Origin of the sequence: Lentzea sp. CC55 (genome assembly GCF_021056325.1) — a bacterium.
GTDB classification, from domain to species: Bacteria; Actinomycetota; Actinomycetes; order Mycobacteriales; family Pseudonocardiaceae; genus Lentzea; species Lentzea jiangxiensis.
In genome coordinates, this window is record NZ_JAJCXE010000024.1 from 35,000 (window position 1) to 52,416 (window position 17,417).

General features: G+C 71.4%; 16 protein-coding genes and 1 pseudogene. 7 read left to right on the top strand and 10 right to left on the bottom strand.

The annotated features are described in order from the left end of the window. Positions 1-584, top strand: a pseudogene (locus L6E10_RS21635) (alpha/beta hydrolase); the annotation flags it as partial. 115 nt (positions 585-699) lie between these two features. On the opposite strand, the gene L6E10_RS21640 reads toward L6E10_RS21635, so the two are convergent. The 7 genes from L6E10_RS21640 to L6E10_RS21670 form a co-directional block, all read right to left on the bottom strand. After that, on the bottom strand, positions 700-1,185 hold the full coding sequence (locus L6E10_RS21640; RefSeq protein WP_236221349.1) for a hypothetical protein: 486 nt from the start codon (positions 1,183-1,185) through the stop codon (positions 700-702). Positions 1,186-2,041: 856 nt separating this feature from the next. Beyond that, the gene (locus tag L6E10_RS21645; protein WP_236221350.1) at positions 2,042-2,578 is read right to left on the bottom strand and encodes a hypothetical protein; all 537 of its coding nucleotides are present in this window, start codon (positions 2,576-2,578) and stop codon (positions 2,042-2,044) included. A gap of 45 nt (positions 2,579-2,623) precedes the next feature. Beyond that, positions 2,624-4,030 (bottom strand): aspartate aminotransferase family protein, encoded by a 1,407-nt coding sequence (locus L6E10_RS21650; RefSeq protein ID WP_236221351.1) that lies wholly within the window; start codon positions 4,028-4,030, stop codon positions 2,624-2,626. Then, positions 4,023-5,288: an ATP-grasp domain-containing protein gene (locus L6E10_RS21655; protein ID WP_236221352.1), complete on the bottom strand. Its 1,266-nt coding sequence runs from the start codon at positions 5,286-5,288 to the stop codon at positions 4,023-4,025. Before L6E10_RS21655 ends, L6E10_RS21650 begins: the two co-directional genes overlap by 8 nt. 7 nt (positions 5,289-5,295) lie before the next feature. After that, positions 5,296-5,835 (bottom strand): hypothetical protein, encoded by a 540-nt coding sequence (locus L6E10_RS21660; RefSeq protein WP_236221353.1) that lies wholly within the window; start codon positions 5,833-5,835, stop codon positions 5,296-5,298. A gap of 120 nt (positions 5,836-5,955) precedes the next feature. Continuing rightward, entirely contained in the window at positions 5,956-6,903 is a 948-nt protein-coding gene (gene ligD / locus L6E10_RS21665) for a non-homologous end-joining DNA ligase (RefSeq protein ID WP_236221354.1), read from the bottom strand. Between the two features lie 359 nt (positions 6,904-7,262). Next, complete coding sequence (locus tag L6E10_RS21670) at positions 7,263-7,664, bottom strand: STAS domain-containing protein (RefSeq protein WP_236221355.1); 402 nt, start codon at positions 7,662-7,664, stop codon at positions 7,263-7,265. Positions 7,665-7,931: 267 nt separating this feature from the next. Here L6E10_RS21670 and L6E10_RS21675 point away from each other — a divergent pair, with 267 nt between their 5' ends. The 5 genes from L6E10_RS21675 (at position 7,932) to L6E10_RS21695 (ending at position 13,367) form a co-directional block, all read left to right on the top strand. Beyond that, positions 7,932-8,663, top strand: coding sequence for a ZIP family metal transporter (locus tag L6E10_RS21675; protein WP_236221356.1), 732 nt, complete (start codon positions 7,932-7,934; stop codon positions 8,661-8,663). Between the two features lie 183 nt (positions 8,664-8,846). Beyond that, positions 8,847-9,194 carry a hypothetical protein gene (locus tag L6E10_RS21680; RefSeq protein WP_236221357.1) on the top strand — a complete coding sequence of 116 codons (348 nt, stop codon included), beginning with the start codon at positions 8,847-8,849 and terminating at the stop codon, positions 9,192-9,194. Between the two features lie 119 nt (positions 9,195-9,313). Next, on the top strand, positions 9,314-9,676 hold the full coding sequence (locus tag L6E10_RS21685) for an STAS domain-containing protein (RefSeq protein WP_236221358.1): 363 nt from the start codon (positions 9,314-9,316) through the stop codon (positions 9,674-9,676). A 280-nt stretch (positions 9,677-9,956) separates the two neighbouring features. Beyond that, the gene (locus tag L6E10_RS21690; protein ID WP_236221359.1) at positions 9,957-10,373 is read left to right on the top strand and encodes a hypothetical protein; all 417 of its coding nucleotides are present in this window, start codon (positions 9,957-9,959) and stop codon (positions 10,371-10,373) included. Next, positions 10,374-13,367: a BTAD domain-containing putative transcriptional regulator gene (locus L6E10_RS21695; RefSeq protein ID WP_236221360.1), complete on the top strand. Its 2,994-nt coding sequence runs from the start codon at positions 10,374-10,376 to the stop codon at positions 13,365-13,367. A 6-nt stretch (positions 13,368-13,373) separates the two neighbouring features. On the opposite strand, the gene L6E10_RS21700 is transcribed toward L6E10_RS21695, so the two are convergent. The 3 genes from L6E10_RS21700 to L6E10_RS21710 all read right to left on the bottom strand — a co-directional run bounded on the left by L6E10_RS21700 (position 13,374) and on the right by L6E10_RS21710 (position 15,464). Continuing rightward, positions 13,374-14,612 carry a hypothetical protein gene (locus L6E10_RS21700; protein ID WP_236221361.1) on the bottom strand — a complete coding sequence of 413 codons (1,239 nt, stop codon included), beginning with the start codon at positions 14,610-14,612 and terminating at the stop codon, positions 13,374-13,376. 74 nt (positions 14,613-14,686) lie between these two features. Further along, positions 14,687-15,070 (bottom strand): hypothetical protein, encoded by a 384-nt coding sequence (locus L6E10_RS21705; RefSeq protein WP_236221362.1) that lies wholly within the window; start codon positions 15,068-15,070, stop codon positions 14,687-14,689. 22 nt (positions 15,071-15,092) lie between these two features. Next, positions 15,093-15,464 carry a hypothetical protein gene (locus L6E10_RS21710; protein WP_236221363.1) on the bottom strand — a complete coding sequence of 124 codons (372 nt, stop codon included), beginning with the start codon at positions 15,462-15,464 and terminating at the stop codon, positions 15,093-15,095. Between the two features lie 322 nt (positions 15,465-15,786). Between L6E10_RS21710 and L6E10_RS21715 the strand changes: the two genes are divergently transcribed. Continuing rightward, positions 15,787-17,403 carry an ATP-dependent DNA helicase RecQ gene (locus L6E10_RS21715; RefSeq protein WP_236221364.1) on the top strand — a complete coding sequence of 539 codons (1,617 nt, stop codon included), beginning with the start codon at positions 15,787-15,789 and terminating at the stop codon, positions 17,401-17,403. Positions 17,404-17,417 lie beyond the last annotated feature (14 nt).

Sequence of the window (17,417 nt, forward strand, 5' to 3'; positions counted from 1 at the left end):
ATCGGGGGGGCCACTCCGTCGGCTCGGCGATCGCGATCGCCGAGGCAGGCACCTACCGCGACGTCGACGGGGTTCTGGTCACCGGGCTGATCAACCAGATGAACCTCGTCAGCGTGGTGCCCGCGCTGACCAGCATGATCCCGGTGACCCTCGACCCGCGCCCGGGCAAGCTCGGCCTCGACCTCGGATACCTGACCACGGCGCCGAGAGCCCGGTACGACACGTTCCACAAGCCCGGTCCGCACAATGCCGCCGTCATCGACCACGAGGAGTCCACAAAGGACGCCTACACGGCCGGTGAGGTCGTCACCACCGTGCTGCTGAACAACGTCCTGATCCAGGCCAGCCGCGCCATCACCGCGCCGGCGATGAGCGCCCAGTCCGCGGGAGACCACTTCTGCGGCAGGCCGTTGGGCTCGGACTGCTCGTCCTCCGAAGCGCTGGCCGCGTCCGAAAGGCCGTTCTTCCCACGGGCACCGCGGCTGGACGCGTTCGTTCTCAACGGCTACGGCCACTGCTTCAACTTCGCGCTCAACTCGCGCGTCTACCATGCGGCCGTCGTCGCGTGGCAGCGCAGCATTTGATCAGAGCTTCTGCAGGGACTCACCGCGTCGCGCGGGACACCGAAGTGGGCGCCGGTCGCGAGGTCGGCGCCCACTTCCGCTCACCACTGCACCGGCTGCGCGGTCTGCTCGTCGGTCATGCGCAGTGGCGGTTGGCCCACTTCTGGTGTCCGATAAAGCCGCCGCTGTTGACCCGCGCGCCGAAGCTGATGCAGGAGTTCGGCGCGTAGATGCGCACCGGGCCTGCGTAGTAGGTGTAAGAGTTGCTGCAGTCGGCCTGGCGGGTGGCGGTGTCGGTGAAGCCCGAGCACAGGTTGGTGCTGCCCGTGCCGGGGATGTCGGCTGCGGACTTCGACACTGCCACCGCCATGCCTGCGGCCTGTCCCCATGAATCACCGCGGGTGCGGTTGACCAGGCAGTTCGTGGTGCCGTTCTCCAGGTACACGTCGACTTGAGCGAAACCGCCGTCGTAGACGTACTGCTGCAGCAGCGTGCCGCCGCAGCCGTGCGCCGCGGCCGCTGGCGTGGCACCCACCAGCGCGCCCGTCACCACCATCGTCACCGCCGCCATGGCGGCGGCGAGCGCCTGAACGCGCCTGGGCCGGTTCTGCCCGCCGATCATTGGCATTCTCATCGCACCCTCCCCGTTGTCGTCCGCCGAGCGTGTCACCACGGCGCACAGCTACCGCCCGGTTTCCTGAGCTGCTACCCGTTTGCCGGAACGTGCTCCCCCAAACGCAGTAGGCAGTTTCCCTTACGTCACCTTGAGCAGGGGTGTGTTCGTGACCGCCGAGAGGCGCGAGGAGGTCCTTCAGGACCGCGCCCGCCACCGGGCGGGCCACCGACCTGCTGCTGCACCGGGACCGCCTGGTCGATCGGATGGTCAACCCCGGCCCGTACCGCAAGATCGGCGACCCGCCACGAAGTGGACCGACCGCGAGCCACCGTCCAAGCGCATGTCCGAGACCGGCGAGAACTGGACCACGGCTGCGCGAGCAAGGAGCTGATCCAGGTGCTGCGCGGGTCATCGTCACGCCTGACATGAAAATGTGGCTCATGTCGGCGTTGTGCGTTGAGCTGGATCCGCGTGAGTCGGTCAGGTCTTCCACGGCGCCCTCTACCCCGCCGTCCATTCCGTCTATCCACTTCACCAGTACCTAGGCGCTGAACCGCGGGTCGCAGTCAGCGCGGATGGTGAAGTGGGGCAGGTGCAGTGGTACGTGATGGCGGTGCACCGCGTAGGACATCTCACGGAGTTCCCCGGCAGCTCGGTTCTTCTGGCAGACCCGCTGCCCTTCCACCGGGTGACGTACAGGGTGAAGGTGGCCGTCGTCGCGGTCGGGGCCGGCGTGTCGCAGTGCTTGTCCTTCTGTGGACAGCAGACCTGGAATTGGATGTCGGCGAAGACGCTGAGACGGGTGAATCCCGGCGCGAAGGTGAAGGGCGGCAGCTGCGGCTCCCGAACCAGTCCTGCCGGATCAGACCGCGGCGTGGCAGATCTCGTCGTCGGCCGCGGGCGCGCTCCGGCGGTCCGCGGCGATGTGTGCCAGCACCACGGCGGCCTTCTCGGGTGCGAGAAAGCGCAGCCCCATGAAGTTGTCGCCTGCGGTGAAGCCCGGCAACGCCCAGATCTCCTCGTAGGGCATCCGCACGGGCCAGTAGCGGCGGAAGCTGTAGACGTTGCTCCACAAGCACTTCGTCGGATCGGGGCGCCACAGACGTCGTGCGAACGCCGGGTCCCGGAACGCGTGCCCGACCTCGCCGATGGCCAGCACGTGCTTGCGGCCGGTGAGCAGCACGACGTCACCGGGCGCAAGGCTGTCCATGCGTTTGTCGTGTTTGACCGTGGCACCCCAGAACCGCGCCCGGCCGCCGGGGTGCACGGTGTTCAGCTGGGCGAGGTCCGCCGGACTCGGACGGACCGGCTCGAACGGCACCGCTTGCGCCAAGGTGTCCGCCCAATGCCTGCGAGCACCAGGAGTGCCGTAGGAGGGTTGGATGACGACCTGAACCACGCAGCCCACAGTACCCGTGGCCCGGTGGCCGGGCGAGCCACCGCGTCAGACGGCCGCGGACCGACCGGCGGTCACGATCGCCGTCAGCACGCGGTCGAGGTCGGCCCGGGTGGCGCGCGGGTTGATGGTGCACAGCCGCAACGCCAGCGCACCGTCCACTGTGGTCGTCGCGATGAACGTGCCGCCGCTTTCGTTGACCTGACGGCAGATCGCCGCCTGGGTCTCGTCCGAGCCGTGGCGGTAGCGCAGGCAGACGATGCCGAGGCTCGGGCCGGCGACCAGGTCGAGCTCTTGGCTGACCGCGACGCGGTTCGCGACGTGGTCGGCCTGGTCCAAACCGTGGTCGATCGCGGCGCGGAAGGCCGCTACGCCGAAACCTTTGAGCGACAACCACAGTTTCAGCGCGCGGGCCGCGGTGGTGAGCTGCACGCCGTGGTCGGACAGGTTCGTCTCGGTGGCCGCGGGCCGGGAGACGGTGAGGTAGTCCGTTGCGGCGCGGAACCGGTCGATCGTGAACGCCCTGTGCAGCACGTCGGGGTTCCGCACCAGCACGCAGCCGATCTCGTACGGCTGGAACAGCCACTTGTGCGGGTCGATCACCACCGAGTCGGCTTCGGCCAGGCCGCGCAGGGCGGTCCGGCCGCGTTCGGTCAGCGCCGCGGCGGCGCCGTGTGCTCCGTCCACGTGCAGCCAGAGGTTTTCGGCACGGCTGAGCCCGGCGAGTTCGGGCAGCGGGTCGATCGCGCCGGTCGCCGTCGTGCCCGCGTTCGCCAGCAGCAGGAACGGGCGCAGGCCCGCGGCTCGGTCGGCGTGGACCGCCCGCCGCACGGGCTCCGCGTCCATCGCCGGCAGCAGCCGCACCTGCTCCCGGCGCAGGCCCAGGACGTGGCACGCCTTCAGCACGGCGGGGTGGGTCTGGTCCGAGCAGTACAGGACGCCACCGGTCGGGTCGGCGCCGAGGCGGTCGTCCCGTGCGGCCGCGATCGCCGTCAGGTTGGCGAGCGTGCCGCCGGGGGTGAACACCCCGCCCGTTCCCCGCGGCAGGCCGAGCAGCTCGGCGAGCCAGCGCGCGGTCACCAGTTCGACCGCGGCGGGTCCCGCTCCGACCGGCCACGCGCCGGGAGAGGTGTTGAACCCGGACGCGAGCAGGTCGCCCAGCACGCTCAGGAAGTTGTTGGCGCTGGGGATGAACGCCAGGCAGCCGGGGTGCCCGAGCCGCAGCGAGCGCGGCAGGACCTCCTGGGTGAGGAACTCGAGGAGCAGGCGCGGGTCGGTGGGGTGCTCCGGCACGGGTTCGCCGAGCACGTGCCGCAGGTCGGCCGGTGTCGCGGGTGTTCTGACCGGTTGTGCGCGCAGGCCGGTGAGGTGGTCGACGACCAGGTCGACTGCCCGGTGCCCGAGCTCGCGCATGCGGTCCGGTGGCAGGTCGAGCCACCCGGCTTCGTCAGGCACCGTCGAGCACCACCGAGCGGCGCACTGCCCGCACCCACTCCCCTGCCTGCGCTGTGAGCTCCGGTTCCGGCTGGAGGGAGGCGGCCGGTCCGGCGAACTGCAGCAGGAAGAGCTCCTCCCCCGGCCGGACGGCGTCGCCGGGGTGGGCGTGGCACCACAGCAGCGCTTCGCCGGGACGCAGTGCGAGGAGGTCGCTTCCGGCCTGCTGGCGCAGCCGACCGGCCTCCAGCCCGTACCGGCCCGGCTCGGCACGCTCCCTCAGCACACCGTGCCGGTCGGCGGTGATGACGAGCTGGCTGAGCCGCAGGTGCGTCGTGCTGACGTCCTGCACGGGCAGCGAGGGCAGCAGCGCGGCCAGCGTGTGCGTGCCGAGAGCGGGAAGCAGTCCTGCGGCGCGTTCCTGCGCCTGCACCAGCGACACCACGGTCTGGAACCTCGGGTTGATCTCGATGGCGAGCACCGCCGCATCGGGCGTGACGAGCAGGTCGAGCCCGAAGGCGCCGAGGAAGCCGAGTTCGCGCAGCCGGTCGCCCACGAGCGCGCAGACCTCGCGGCAGCGCGACGCGGCACCGGGCGGCAGGGCGCCGTCGGCGATCAGCTGGTTGCCGCAGTGCGCACCCCAGTACGACGTCAGGGCGGGGATTCCCACCAACTGGTGCGACAGTGCCGACACCACGGTGCCGCATCGCGTCACGCACCCGCTCACGGTCACCGTGAGCCCGCTGACATGAGCCGAGACCCGCAGCGTCTCGCCGGCCCACTCACGCAGCACCTCGTCCCGTTGCCGTGGTGTGGTGACCAGGCGGGTGCCTTTGCCGGTGAGGTTGTTCGCCCGGCGCTGCACGACGAGCGGACCCGTTGCGGCATCGGGAATCTCGCCGTCGACGACCCAGGTGCGGGGCGTGTCCACTCCGGCGGCGGCGAACAGCTCCAGCGACGTGATCTTGTCCGCCGCGGCCGCGACGGCAGCCGGCTCGGCGGCGAGCAGCCGCAGGCCTGCCGTGGCCGCCCAGACGTGGGCGCCGGTCCCGTCCTCGGGTGCGAAGCTCACCCCGAGTCCCTGCGGGGCAGGCGGGTCCGCGGGGAACACGAGACCGGACTCGCGCCGGTGGTCCCGGTGGGCGAAGCGCAACCACGGGATCGCCGGCGCGGCTGCCGCCCCGAGGAACGGCGATCGGTCCTGCCAGGTCAGATCAGGTGCGTGTTGCCGTAACAGCCTGACGCCCTCGTCGAGCGGCACACCACTGATGGTCAGCACGACGCGCTCAGAGAACGGTGAACGTGCCCAGCGACGACTGCCGCACGATCCCTTCCCCGGTCAGGCACCGCACCAGGTCGACCGCCGGAGCCGCCTGCACGGCCTGAGCGGAACGCCCGGCGAACACGCCGTCGGTGATGGTGCCGACCTTGGTGATCACGTCGGCGCCGGGGGCGGACGTGACCGTCACCGTGTAGGAGAAGGTGCTGGTCGTACCGTCCGCCCAGCTGATGCGACGGCTCTCCGCCACGGCGGCGAGAGGTTCCAGGCAGCCCGCGTCGCGGTCGACGACGAACTCGCTGGTTCCGCGGTGCGCGACCGCCCCGCCCACACCGGTGCACGAGGTGTACTGGTCTTCCACCGAGGTGCGCACCGGTCGCGGCACGAGCACGACACCGGGTGAGTAGGTCCACGTCGACGACGTCGTGCACGTCACGGCGGCCGGCTCGTCCGCGAGCGCGACCGCGTTGGGAACCGCGGTGGACAAGAGCACAGCGGTGCAGAGCGCACGGCAGGACTTGACGAGGGGAGCCACTTGTTCACGCATCCAGATCTCGAACCACGACGGTGAGTGGATCCTATTGATCACGAGGTGATGCGCGTGATCACCGGATCGGGTGGACTTTCCGCACCGCCCGCACTCGAACACCCGCGAAGCGGCCTTCTGTCATCGCTCGCCGGGCAGCACGACGCCGGACGGGTCGCGATCGGGACGCAGTCCTCGCCACGCCGGGTGCCGCAGGCGTCCGTCGGAGGTCCACTGCCGGAACTCGACCTCGCCCACCAGCCCCGGCTCGACCCAGTGGGCGTCGCGGGCGTGCTCGCGTGGCACCTCGACGTCGAACGGGCTGGTGCGCCGCGCTCGCCGCTCCAGGTCCCGGTGCAGGTCGGCGAGCACCTCCTGGCTGAAGCCGGTGCCGACGTGTCCGACGTAGACCAGCCGTCCTCCCGCGTCGTGGACTCCGAGGAGGAGCGATCCGATGCGGCCTGACCGGTTGCCCTGCCCCGCCCGCCATCCGCCGATGACGACCTCCTGGGTGTGCCGGAGGGGAGTTTTCACCCAGGAGGGCGACCGTCGGCCGGGCTCGTAGGTGGATTTGACGCGCTTGGAGACGATGCCCTCGAACCCGTACTGGCTCGCCACGTGCAGGACGTCCGCCGGGTCGGTGTCCGGGAAGGACGGAGGCACCTGCACGGCGTGGTTGCCGGGCAGCGCGAGCTCGGTGAGCAGGGCGCGCCGCACGTGGTAGGGCTTGTTCAGCAGTGATCGCCCGTCCAGGTGCAGCAGGTCGAACACGAAGTAGGCGATGGGCGGCCGGGAGCGCCGCAGCTCCCGCACCCCCGAGCCGATCTTGTTGCGCTGCTGCAGCAGGCCGAAGTTCGGGCGTCCCTCCTGGTCCAGGGCGACGATCTCGCCGTCCAGCACGGCCGTGCGGTGGTGCAGCAGCTCGGGCAGGACGCCCAGCTCGGGGAACCGGCCCAGGAAGTCGATGTCGTTGCGGCTGAGCACCCGCACGCTCCGGCCCTGGCAATGGGCTACACCCCGGTAGCCGTCCCACTTGAACTCGACGGCCCACCCGTCGCCGTCGGGTGGGTTGCCCGGGGAGGCGAGCATGGGCCGGACGATGCCCAGCGGTTCAGCTGCGGGTGCCGCGTTTCCCACGTGACCACCTCCTCCGCTCCTCCCCCGGACATGGTCGGCGAGAACGGCTCGGTTCGCAGCGCGACGAACCGCCGGACAGTCAGCCGCCGTGGCCGAGGCCCTTCGCGCGTGGGACGCCGGTTGCGGCGGCAGGTCGCGGTCAAGCCGTTCCGGACGGGGTCCGAACTGGGATGACGCGCGTCGGTTCGACAACGGGATCACGTCGACGGGTGCACGCGCGGAGGGGTGATGCACCGCGGCATCAAGCCGTCCGGCATCCTCACCGGCCGCGGCGGCAGGAGGGCAAGGGGCGCGACGGCTGAGCGGTTCTCCTACCGCCGGTCCTGCGATGGCACCGTCGGCGTGGCGCGGACGGCAGCGAGTGCGTCCGGCAAGGTCGCGAACAACGGGAGCAACACGTCGGTCCCCGTCATGGCAAGAGGCGTCAACACGGCGTGATGCGCTGCGACGACGGCGAACGGGATCTCCCGCTGATAGGCCTCTTGCTGCACCGTCAGCAGCAGAGCCATTCCGGAAGACCCGAAGAAGGTCACGCCCTGCAGATCGATGACGAGCCCGGCCGGGGCGTGCTCCAACGCCTCGACGGCCTGGGCGAGCGGTGACCGCTCCGTCATCATGTCGACCTCGCCGGTCATGACGACGACCACGACGCCCGCATCCTCCACCAGCTGAGTGGTCAGTACGTCCAAAGCTCCGTTGTGCTGGTCGTTCATCGCACTCCCATCGGCCCACCGCGAGAAGCGCCGACGCGAGCCGCTGCCCAACCCGGAAAACCTGTAGATACACCTCGACTGGAAAATTGAGTGGTTCGAAGACGACCTCCCACCGTATGTCAGTACACCGATGAGCACAACCGCAGCGACGTCACGGAGAGCTTTCTCGCGCGAGGTTTCCGCCAGAACGAGTGACCGGAGGTGCACACGATCGCGGCGACCTTCGCCGGGTGGTGCGGACACCCCGCGGGCGGCAGAATCAGGGGCATGCTGACCGCTGTGCTGTACGGCCTGGCCGCATCGAGCGCACTGGTGGTCGGTGCGATCGCCGGGTCGCTGTGGCGTCCGCCGCGGTGGCTGACGGGGGTTCTGCTGGCTTTCGCCAGCGGGGCGTTGATCTCGGCTCTGGCGTTCGAGCTGTTCGAGGAGGCCTTCCACCTCGGTGGCGCCGTGCGGTCCGGACTCGGCCTGCTGGCCGGTGCGGCCACGTTCGTGCTGGTCGACTCCGCTCTCGACCGCTACGTCACCGGTAAGGCCGGACCGGAACAGCGGGAGGTGACGAAGGCCGGTGCGCGCGGCGGCGTCGGTTTCGCGCTGCTGGCCGCGGTGACCCTGGACGGCGTGCCGGAGAACCTGGCGCTGGGGGTGTCGCTGGCCAGCGGGGTGTCGCTGACCCTGCTGGTAGCGATCTTCTTCTCCAACCTCCCCGAGGCGCTGGTCGGTGCCGTCGCCATGCGCGAGTCGGGGCAGAGCAAGCGCAGCGTGGTCATGACCTGGGTGGCGTGCGCGCTGCTGCTGGCCGGCGCGGTGGTGCTCGGCAGGGTGGTCGCGGGTGGCCTCAGCGACGCCGTCCTCGCCATCGCGCTGTCCTTCGCCGGTGGCGCCGTGATCGCGTCACTGGCCGACACGCTGATGCCCGAGGCGTTCGAGCACGGCAGGCCGCTCAACGCGTTCGCCACGGCCGGCGGCTTCTTCCTGTCGTTCATCCTCGCCGCGTGACGGTCCCGGCCGGGCCTGCGACCGTCGCGTCCAGTGTGGACATTGACGTCCCGGTGCGCGGCCGGGGTGGCCGTCGTCGCAATCGGTGAGCACATCGGCAGGAAGTCGCACGGACCGGCGAACTTGCACGAACGCGTGTGTGTCTTTCGTTCGTGCCGGTAGCTCCGTTCGTATCGTGCAGGCGTGGGAGATGAACGCGCACAAGGTCAGGAGCCTTCCGATCTGGGCATCGAGATGCTGCCCATCGCGATAGCGAGTCTGCGCGCCGAGCTCACCGAGGCCCGCGATCTGGCCCGCAGGCTCGAAGGAGAGACTCCCGCGCAGGCCGACAGCTCGTGGTGTGACCAGCTCGCGGAGGAATACCACGACGCCGGTGCCGGCCAGGCCGCGATGGCGGCGCAGCTGGAGCAGTGGCGCCGGACTCATCCGGACGCCGTGGGCCTGGACGAGCTCGCCCAGCTCGTCGCCGAGGTGGAACCCGTCCGCCAGGCGCTGCTGCGTCAACTCGCCCGGCTGCGCTCTGCTGAGTAGCCTCGCCCTTGTTCTGGTCAGGGCTTGCTGCAGCGTCAGGAGCGTTGCCCGTCGCGGTGACGAGCCGAGCGGGGCGGCTGTGCCGGGCAGCGCACACCCGAGTGGGAAGAACGACGACCATGACCGAGCTGAGCGACCGTGCGCCGATCTCGGTGCAGACCAGCCATGACGAAGCCGTGCCCGTGACAGCGGTCGCCGGCGAGATCGACATGAGCACGGCCGACCTCGTCCGGGACGAGGTCCACGCCCGGCTCGCGGCGAAGCCGGACGTGCTGGTCCTCGACCTGAGCGCTGTCGAGTTCATCGGATCGGCAGGCGTTCACCTGCTCGTGCACAGCCAGATGGAAGCCGAGGACCACGGCACGAGACTCGCGGTCGTCGTGCCCGAGCAGAGCTTCGCGTCCCGGGTGCTCAAGACCGCCGGCGTGAACGAGATGCTCGACCTGCACGCCGACCTGCCCAGCGCGATGTCCACGCGGTAGGGCGGGTACGGGTGGTCCGCCACCTCGTCTGCGGAGGTCGGTGCCCGCGGTCAGGCGGGCGGGAAGTCGCTGTGTGGCAAAGCGTGTACGTGTGATCCGCCGTAGAGGTCGCACCACCGCTGAGCCCCTTGACGACAACCGCGACAACGCCGGCGGCAGCGGATCGGTTGCACGGCCGCGACGTGATCTTCCACATTGGCCGAGGTGGCCTCCGGGTGATATCCCTCTGCGTTCGGGCGCGCGCGGCGCGCCACCATCGAGTCAACTGGGGAGTTCGACGGTGGGACACAAGCAGGTCTGGACGACGGTCGCGGCTGTGGCGGCACTGGCGTTGACGTCGGTGCCGGCGCACGCGGCGTCGACCACCATCACCACCTCTTGCACGGATGGTGAGTACACCGGCAAGTTCGTGCTGCGCTACGACACCCTGGCGGGTTTGCACTCCGTGCTGGACGGCCGTGGCGGGGCCGGGCCCTACATCGGCGATTCCGGGACGATGCGCGTGCGTGTCTCGTACCGGCAGGGGCTGACTGAGCGCGTGGTGTTCGACAAGACGCGCGACGGGCTCGGGGCCGGGTTCGACCACGCGGTGGATTTCCCCGCGGGTACGCGGGTGCCCGCGGACGGGACCGCTTCTGTCCGGGTCTGGTTCAACGCCGGTGAGTTCGGCTGCACGGCTGAGAGGCGGCTCCCGTAGATGCGCTACCGCCTGCTGGGGCCCGTCTCGGTCGTCGGCGCGCCGGCGCTCGCCGGGCCGAAGCAAGCATCCGTGCTCGCCGCTCTGCTGCTCAGCGCCAACCGAGTCGTGCCTGAGGACCGGCTCATCGATCTCACCTGGGGCGAGGCGGCGCCGAAGAGCGCGCGTGGACGGCTGCAGGTCCTGGTGTCCGGGTTGCGCAAGGTCGTCGGCGCGGACGTCATCACGCACCGCAGCGGTGGGTATGTCGCCGAAGTCGGAGCGATGGAGCGCGACCTCGACGTGTTCGAGCACGAGGTGCGGCAAGCCACCACGCCGCACGACCTGCGCGGGGCGCTCGCGCGGTGGACCGGGCAGCCGCTGGGTGGGGTGAGCGACGCGCTGGCCGCGCGGGAGCGACCGGCGCTGGAGGAGCGGCGGCTGGTCGTGCTGGAGGACCTGGCCGAGCTGGAGCTCGCGGCGGGCAGGCACGCCGAGGTGCTGGCCGAGCTGCGCGGGCTCGTCGACGAGCACCCCCTGCGGGAACGGCTGCGGGCGTGTCTCATGCTCGCGTTGCAGCGATGTGGTCGATCCGCTGAAGCGCTGGACGTGTACGCGCAGGCGCACGACGTGCTTGTGGAGGAGCTCGGCATCGAGCCCGGACGCGACCTGCAGGAGGTCCGGCTGCGGGTGTTGCGCGGGCAGGGACGGGCGTCGTCCCCCGCCGAGCTCCCGCTCGACGTCCGGGGGTTCGCCGGGCGCGACAGCGAACTGCAGGCGCTCGACGAGGACGACGACGGCGTCTGGGTGATCACGGGCACGGCCGGTGTCGGCAAAACCGCGTTGGCGGTGCGGTGGGCGCACGGTGCCCGGGAGCGTTACCCGGACGGCCAGCTCTACGTGGACCTGCGCGGCTTCGACGCCGACGACGAGCCCCTGACGTCCAGCGGCGCACTCGCGCAGCTGCTGCGGGCTCTCGGCGCCGACCTGCGCGAGGACGACCAGGGCCGGTCCCTGCGCACGCTGCTGGCCGACCGCGACGTGCTGCTGGTGCTGGACAACGCCCGGGACGCCGCCCAGGTGCTGCCCCTGCTGCCCTCCTCCGGCCGGGTGCTGGTGACCAGCAGGCACCGGCTCGGCGAGCTGGTGGCGCGCACCGGGGCACGGGTGCTCGACCTGGCACCGCTGCCACCGGCGGACTCGCACGCCGTCCTGGCCTCGGTGCTCGGCGCCCGGCGCGTCGCCGGCGAGCCGGAGGCGGTGCGGGAGCTGGCCCGGCTGTGCGGGCACCACCCGCTCGCGCTGCGGGTCGCCGCCGCCAACGTCACCACGACGATTGCGCAGCTCGTCGCCGAACTGCGCCGCTCGCCGCTCGCCGGACTCACGGTCGACGGCGGTGAGGAGAGCGTGCTGGGCGCCGCCTTCTCCCTGTCCTACCAGGCACTGGCCGACGTCGAACGGCGCGCGTTCCGGCTGCTGTCGCTGGTGCCCGGACCGGACTTCACGGTGGCGGCGGTCGCCGAACTGCTCGACGTGCCCGGCGCCGAGGCGTCGCGGCTGCTGCGCCGGCTCGTCGCGGTGAACTTGGTCGAGCCGCACGCCCCCGGCCGGTTCCGCTTCCACGACCTGGTGCGCCAGTACGCCGAGGACCGGCTGCACGCCGACGAGCCGGAGGGCGACCGGGCGTGGCACCGGCTCCTGGCCTGGTACCTGGCCGCGGCGGACGCCGCGGTGGCCTTGTTCGACGCCCGGATCGTCACGCTGCCCCGCACGACGCCGGTGCCCGTGCCTCGTGAGCCCGTCGCGTTCGCGGATCGGGCCGAGGCCACGGCGTGGCTGGACGTGGAGACACCCGTGCTCACGGCCGCGCTGCGCCGGGCCGCGACGCAGGGGCCGTACCCGGCTGCCTGGTACCTCGCGGACGCGCTGCGGCGGTTCTTCCACGACCACGGCCGGCGGGACGAGTGGCTCGACCTCGCGCCGGTCGTGCTGCGGGCCGCCGAGGAGCGCGGCGACCACGCCGCGGAGGCGCTGGTGCAGCTCAGCCTGGGCGGAGCGTGCTTCCGGGAGGGCCGTTACGAGGACGGTGTCCGGCACTCCACCCGCGCAGTGCGGGCGGCTCGCACCTGCGGCTGGCGGGAGTGCGAGGCCACCGCCGTGGCGAACCTCGGCTCCATGTTCGAGTGGACCGGCAGGCTCACCGAGGCCGTCGCGCACAGCACGCGCGCCCGTGACCTCTTCCGGGAGCTGGGCAACCGGACCGGGGAGACCCTGGCGCTGAACTCGCTGAGCTGCCACCACCGGCAGCTCGGTGAGCTCGCGGAGGCCGAGCGGCACCTCGACGAGGCGATAGCGCTGTGCCGGGCCGACGGGCTGCGGTTCTGGGAGGCGGCGAACCTGGCCGACCTCGCCGTCGTGCAGCACTGGACCGGCAGGGTCGAGGAGGCCGGGCGCACGGCGTGCGCAGCGCTGGAGTCGTTCCGCGCCTTGGGTTCGCGGTTCGGTGAGGCGACCGCGCTCACCGCGTTGAGCGGGGTGCGGCTCGCCTCGGACGAACGCCGCGCGGCGGTGCGGCTCGCGCAGCAGGCGGTCGAGTGCGCCCGGCAGGACGGTGACCGGCAGGCGCTCGCGACGGCGCTGACGGCGCTCGGACGGGCAGCGGGCTCCGCCGCGGACCTGCGAGAGGCGCTGGAGATCACCGAGGAGGCGGGCCTGCGCGCGCTCCGGATCGAGGCGGGTGCGGCGCTCGCCCTCGTGCTGGCGGGCACGGCCGAGGCACGGGCGATCGCGGGCGAGGCGCTCACCCTCGCGCGCGAGGGTGGCTTCCGGTTGTACGAGGCCGAGGCGCTGTTCAGCACCGCCGTCGTCCTCTCGGCCGCAGCCGAGCACACGCGCGCCGAGAAGGCGGCGCGCGTGGCGTCCGGCATCTGGCAGGCCGCGGGCCACCGGATCGGTGTGGGCCGCGCGGCCCGTTTCCTCACCGCCTCGGCTTCCCTGGCGGCATCGGGCGGCTGATCACGCTCAGGGCAGGTCGGCGAGCGGAACGGCGAACACCGCTCGCCGGCCCGGCGCCTCGGACTGCGACCACACCAGCCCGTCGCTGTACCAGTGGGTCAGCGCCTCGGGGTGCAACGCCCAGCACATGACCTTGGCCGTGGTGCCCGGGCTGGTGCACGTCCGGGAGACGCCGGTGGCCCCGGTGGTGACCCGCCACAGCTGGCCGTGCAGGGTGCTTGAGCTGTGGGCGACGTACCAGCGGCCGTTCCAGGACAGCACTCCCTGCGCGTTGGCGACGCCGCTGCGGTGCGCGGCAGACGCGGTCACCGTGCCGGAGGAGCCGGCCGCGAGCAGGAAATCGGCACCGAACGGGTAGCGCACCAGCCTGCTGCCTGTGCCGTCGGCGAAGTACTCGGCCGTGACGAGGGTGTCCGGGCTGGTGCTGCGGTCCAGCGAGATCGAGGAGAAGCACGGTGTGCCGGTGTTGTTCGCCATCGTGCACGTGCCGGCGGTGTACTCGTACCTCCCGACCTCCGGCATGACGTACTGGTAGCCGTAGGCGGCCCAGCCGCTGCCGGTGCGCCCGATCGTGGCGGAGTCGTCGGTGGCCTGGAGGACGTGGTCCAGGTCGAACACGCGGAGGGCGACCCTGCTGTTGCCCACCGCGGACACCAGCAGCTTGTCGCCGTACCAGACCATGCCGCCCACGTGCGCTTTCGCGGCGGAGAAGTTCGTGCCCGCGTCGTTGGGGTCGACGAGGTAGACCCAGCGGTACCGCGGGTTGGCGGGATCGTTGTAGTCGATGAACGCGACCCGTGCGTCGTTCCTCCTGTCGCCGGTGTCGGTGTTGTTCCAGCCGGACAGCAGAAGCCTGTTGGCGCCCCAGGAGCCGTCGTCGTCGGCGTCGCCCGAGCTGGTGATGCCCTGCGGGTTCCAGGCGCTGGTGTTCGCGTCGCCCGCGTCCCAGCACATCGACCTGGTCGCCTTCGGGCTGATCGGCAAGGCGGCTGCCTCGTCGCTGCCGCACGGGAGCATCGGGTGGTTCGCGCTCTGCAGCACCTGTGCGACACCGGCGTTGGGCAGCGCGGCGTCCAGGGCGGTGATCGCGGACTGCGGCGTGGCGACGTAGGTGAGCCCGAGGCCGGCGGTGCCGATGGTGGTGAGCGGGTCCGAGTAGGCCGCCTGGGCCGGGGCCGCCACCCCGGTCAGTGCCGCGGCCACCAGAGCGGCCACCGCGGGCAGACGGGTCAAGAGTGCGGTCACGGAAGACCTCCGCGGGAAGTGGTCGGGGGCCGGGTGGCGGCGGCCGGTGGTCCGGCCACCACCACCCGGGCGGTTCAGCGGATGCGGCGGTGGTCGCAGTAGTCCACCGTGGCGCCGGAGTAGAGGCACACCTTGATGGACAGCGCCGTGGTCTCGCTGATGTTCTCGGAGTAGGCGTAGCAACCGTCGGCGGACTTCGGGTCGTTGCCCTTGATCAGCACGGTGCCGTTCGCCGGGTTCGGCTGGTTGGGCACGTAGATGTACGCCCTCGTGCCCCAGCCGTCGGCTTCGTTGTCGCACACGGTGAGCGTGTCGCCGTTCTCGGCCCAGTACGCGCTGCCGTGTCCCTCGGCCGGTGCCGCGGTGGACACGTACGCGTCGGCGGCCTGGGCGGTGCCCGTGGCGAGCAGGACCGCCGTCGCGGTCATCGCCAGGGCGGTGATGGTCTTGCGGAGCATGGCTCCTCCTGTCGTCCGGCCGTCAGCGCAGGCGCTTGTGCTGGCAGTAGATGATGCTCGAGTCCTTGTAGTTGCAGACCTTGATGGAGATGGCGACGGACTCGTCGATGTTCTCCGACACCGACACGCATTCGCCGTTGTAGGACGGGTCGCTCGCCTTGATCAGCACGGTGCCGTTCGCCGGGTCGCCGGCGTAGGGGCGGTAGATGTACCCGCGGACGCCCCACCCGTCCGCCCTCTGGTCGCAGACCGTGAGCGTGTCACCGTTCTCGATCCAGTCCGCGTAGCCGCTGTTGTCCGCGACGCTCACGCCCCCGTCGCCCGCGCTGGCGACCCCGGCGCTGACGAGCAGAGCCGCGGCGGCCGCCGCGACGGTGACCCCGGCACGGCTCATCCAGGAATTCCTCAACCTGACCTCCTGCACTTGACTTCCGGTGCATGTGCGGCAACACCGTGCGCCACCGCGCTTCCGAATCGCTTCCACGCCGCTTCCCGAGGAGGTGGGCCTGCGACGGTGGCGCGCGCACGAGGTGATCTCGGCCGGTGCGGGAGCGCGGCTCGTCGCAAGTGGCCGGAGGGGCGCTTCAAGCGCTTGTGCACAGCTCTCGCGACGTACCGGCGAGTGTGACGCTGCCGGTGTTTGCCGACACGCAGCCGGGCTAATCCTCCACACCGGACAACGCAACGAGCGGAGACGACACGAATGGGCCTGCGCCATGACGGCTGACGATCAGCTCCTCAGGACGGCGGAGGAGGTCTTCGGCTGGACCACGCTGCACGAGGAGCAGGAGCTCGCCATGCGGCACCTCCTCGACGGCCGGGACGTGCTGGTCGTGATGCCGACCGGTGCCGGCAAGTCGGCCATCTACCAGGTCCCGGCGATCCTGCTCGACGGCCCGGCCGTGGTCGTGTCGCCGCTGATCGCCCTGCAGCGGGACCAGGTCGCCTCGCTGCGGGCGGCCGGTGCGCCTGCGGCGGCAGCGGTCAACTCCGCGCAGACCGCGGAGGTCACCGAGCAGGCCTGGCAGGAGTTCACCGGGGGCGGGACGAAGTACCTGTTCCTGTCCCCCGAACAACTCGCCGACGCCACAACGCTCGAGCGGCTGCGGGAGGCCAAGCCCTCGTTGTTCGTCGTCGACGAGGCGCACTGCGTGTCGGCCTGGGGACACGACTTCCGGCCCGACTACCTGCGGCTGCGGCACGTGATCGAGCGGCTGGGCCACCCGCCCGTGCTCGCGCTCACCGCCACCGCGAGCGGCCCGGTGCGCGCGGACGTCGTCGAGCACCTCGGCCTGCGTGACGCGGCGGTGATCGTCGCCGGGTTCGACCGGCCCAACCTGCACCTGGCCGTGCGGTTCTGCACCGACGACGACCAGCGCAGGCGGGCGGTCGTCGACTGGGCGGCGGACCGCACCGGGCACGGCCTGCTGTACGTGCCCACCCGCAAGGACGCCGAGCGGTACGCCGACGACCTGGCCGCGCGAGGCGTTGCGGCCGCGGCTTTCCACGCCGGCATGAAGGCCGCTGACCGCAAGCGGGTGCAGGACGGGTTCATGCGGGGTGACGTCCGCGTGGTCGCGGCCACCTCCGCGTTCGGCATGGGCATCGACAAGCCGGACGTGCGGTTCGTCGCGCACACCGCGACACCCGGCTCGCTGGACGCGTACTACCAGGAGATCGGCCGCGCGGGCCGCGACGGCGATCCCGCCGACGTGGTGTTGTTCCACCGGCCGGAAGACCAGAGCCTGCAACGGTTCCTGACCGGCAGGACGCTGGACCGCGAGTGCGTGCGCGAGGTCGCCGCCGCTGTGCGCCGCCGGCGGTCCGGCATGGCGATCACCGACCTGGTGCGGCAGCTCGACCGGTCCCGCCGGAAGGTCACCTCCGTGGTGAACCTGCTGGAGAGCGTGGAGGTCGTGCGCACCGGTCACGACCACGTGCGGTACGCGGAAGGCGCTCCCCCACCGGCTAAAGCCGTCGCGGCGGTGGCGGAGGAGGCGGAGCGGCAGGAGAACCGGGACCGCTCGCGGCTGGAGGTCATGCACCAGTACGCCGACACGCGCGACTGCCGCCGGCGGTTCCTGATCGGCTACTTCGGCCAGGAGCTCGACCAGCCCTGCGGCCACTGCGACAACTGCGACGAGGGCTCGTCCGGCGAAGACTCCGGAAGCAGCGAGTACCCGCCGAACTCCCCGGTGCGCCACGAACAATGGGGCCGTGGCGTGGTCGTGCACCACGAGGCCGACCGGGTGATGGTGCTGTTCGACGACGTCGGCTACAAAACGCTCTCCCTCACCGCCCTGCGGGAGAACGGCGTGCTCACGCCGGTGTGAGCACCAGCGGCACC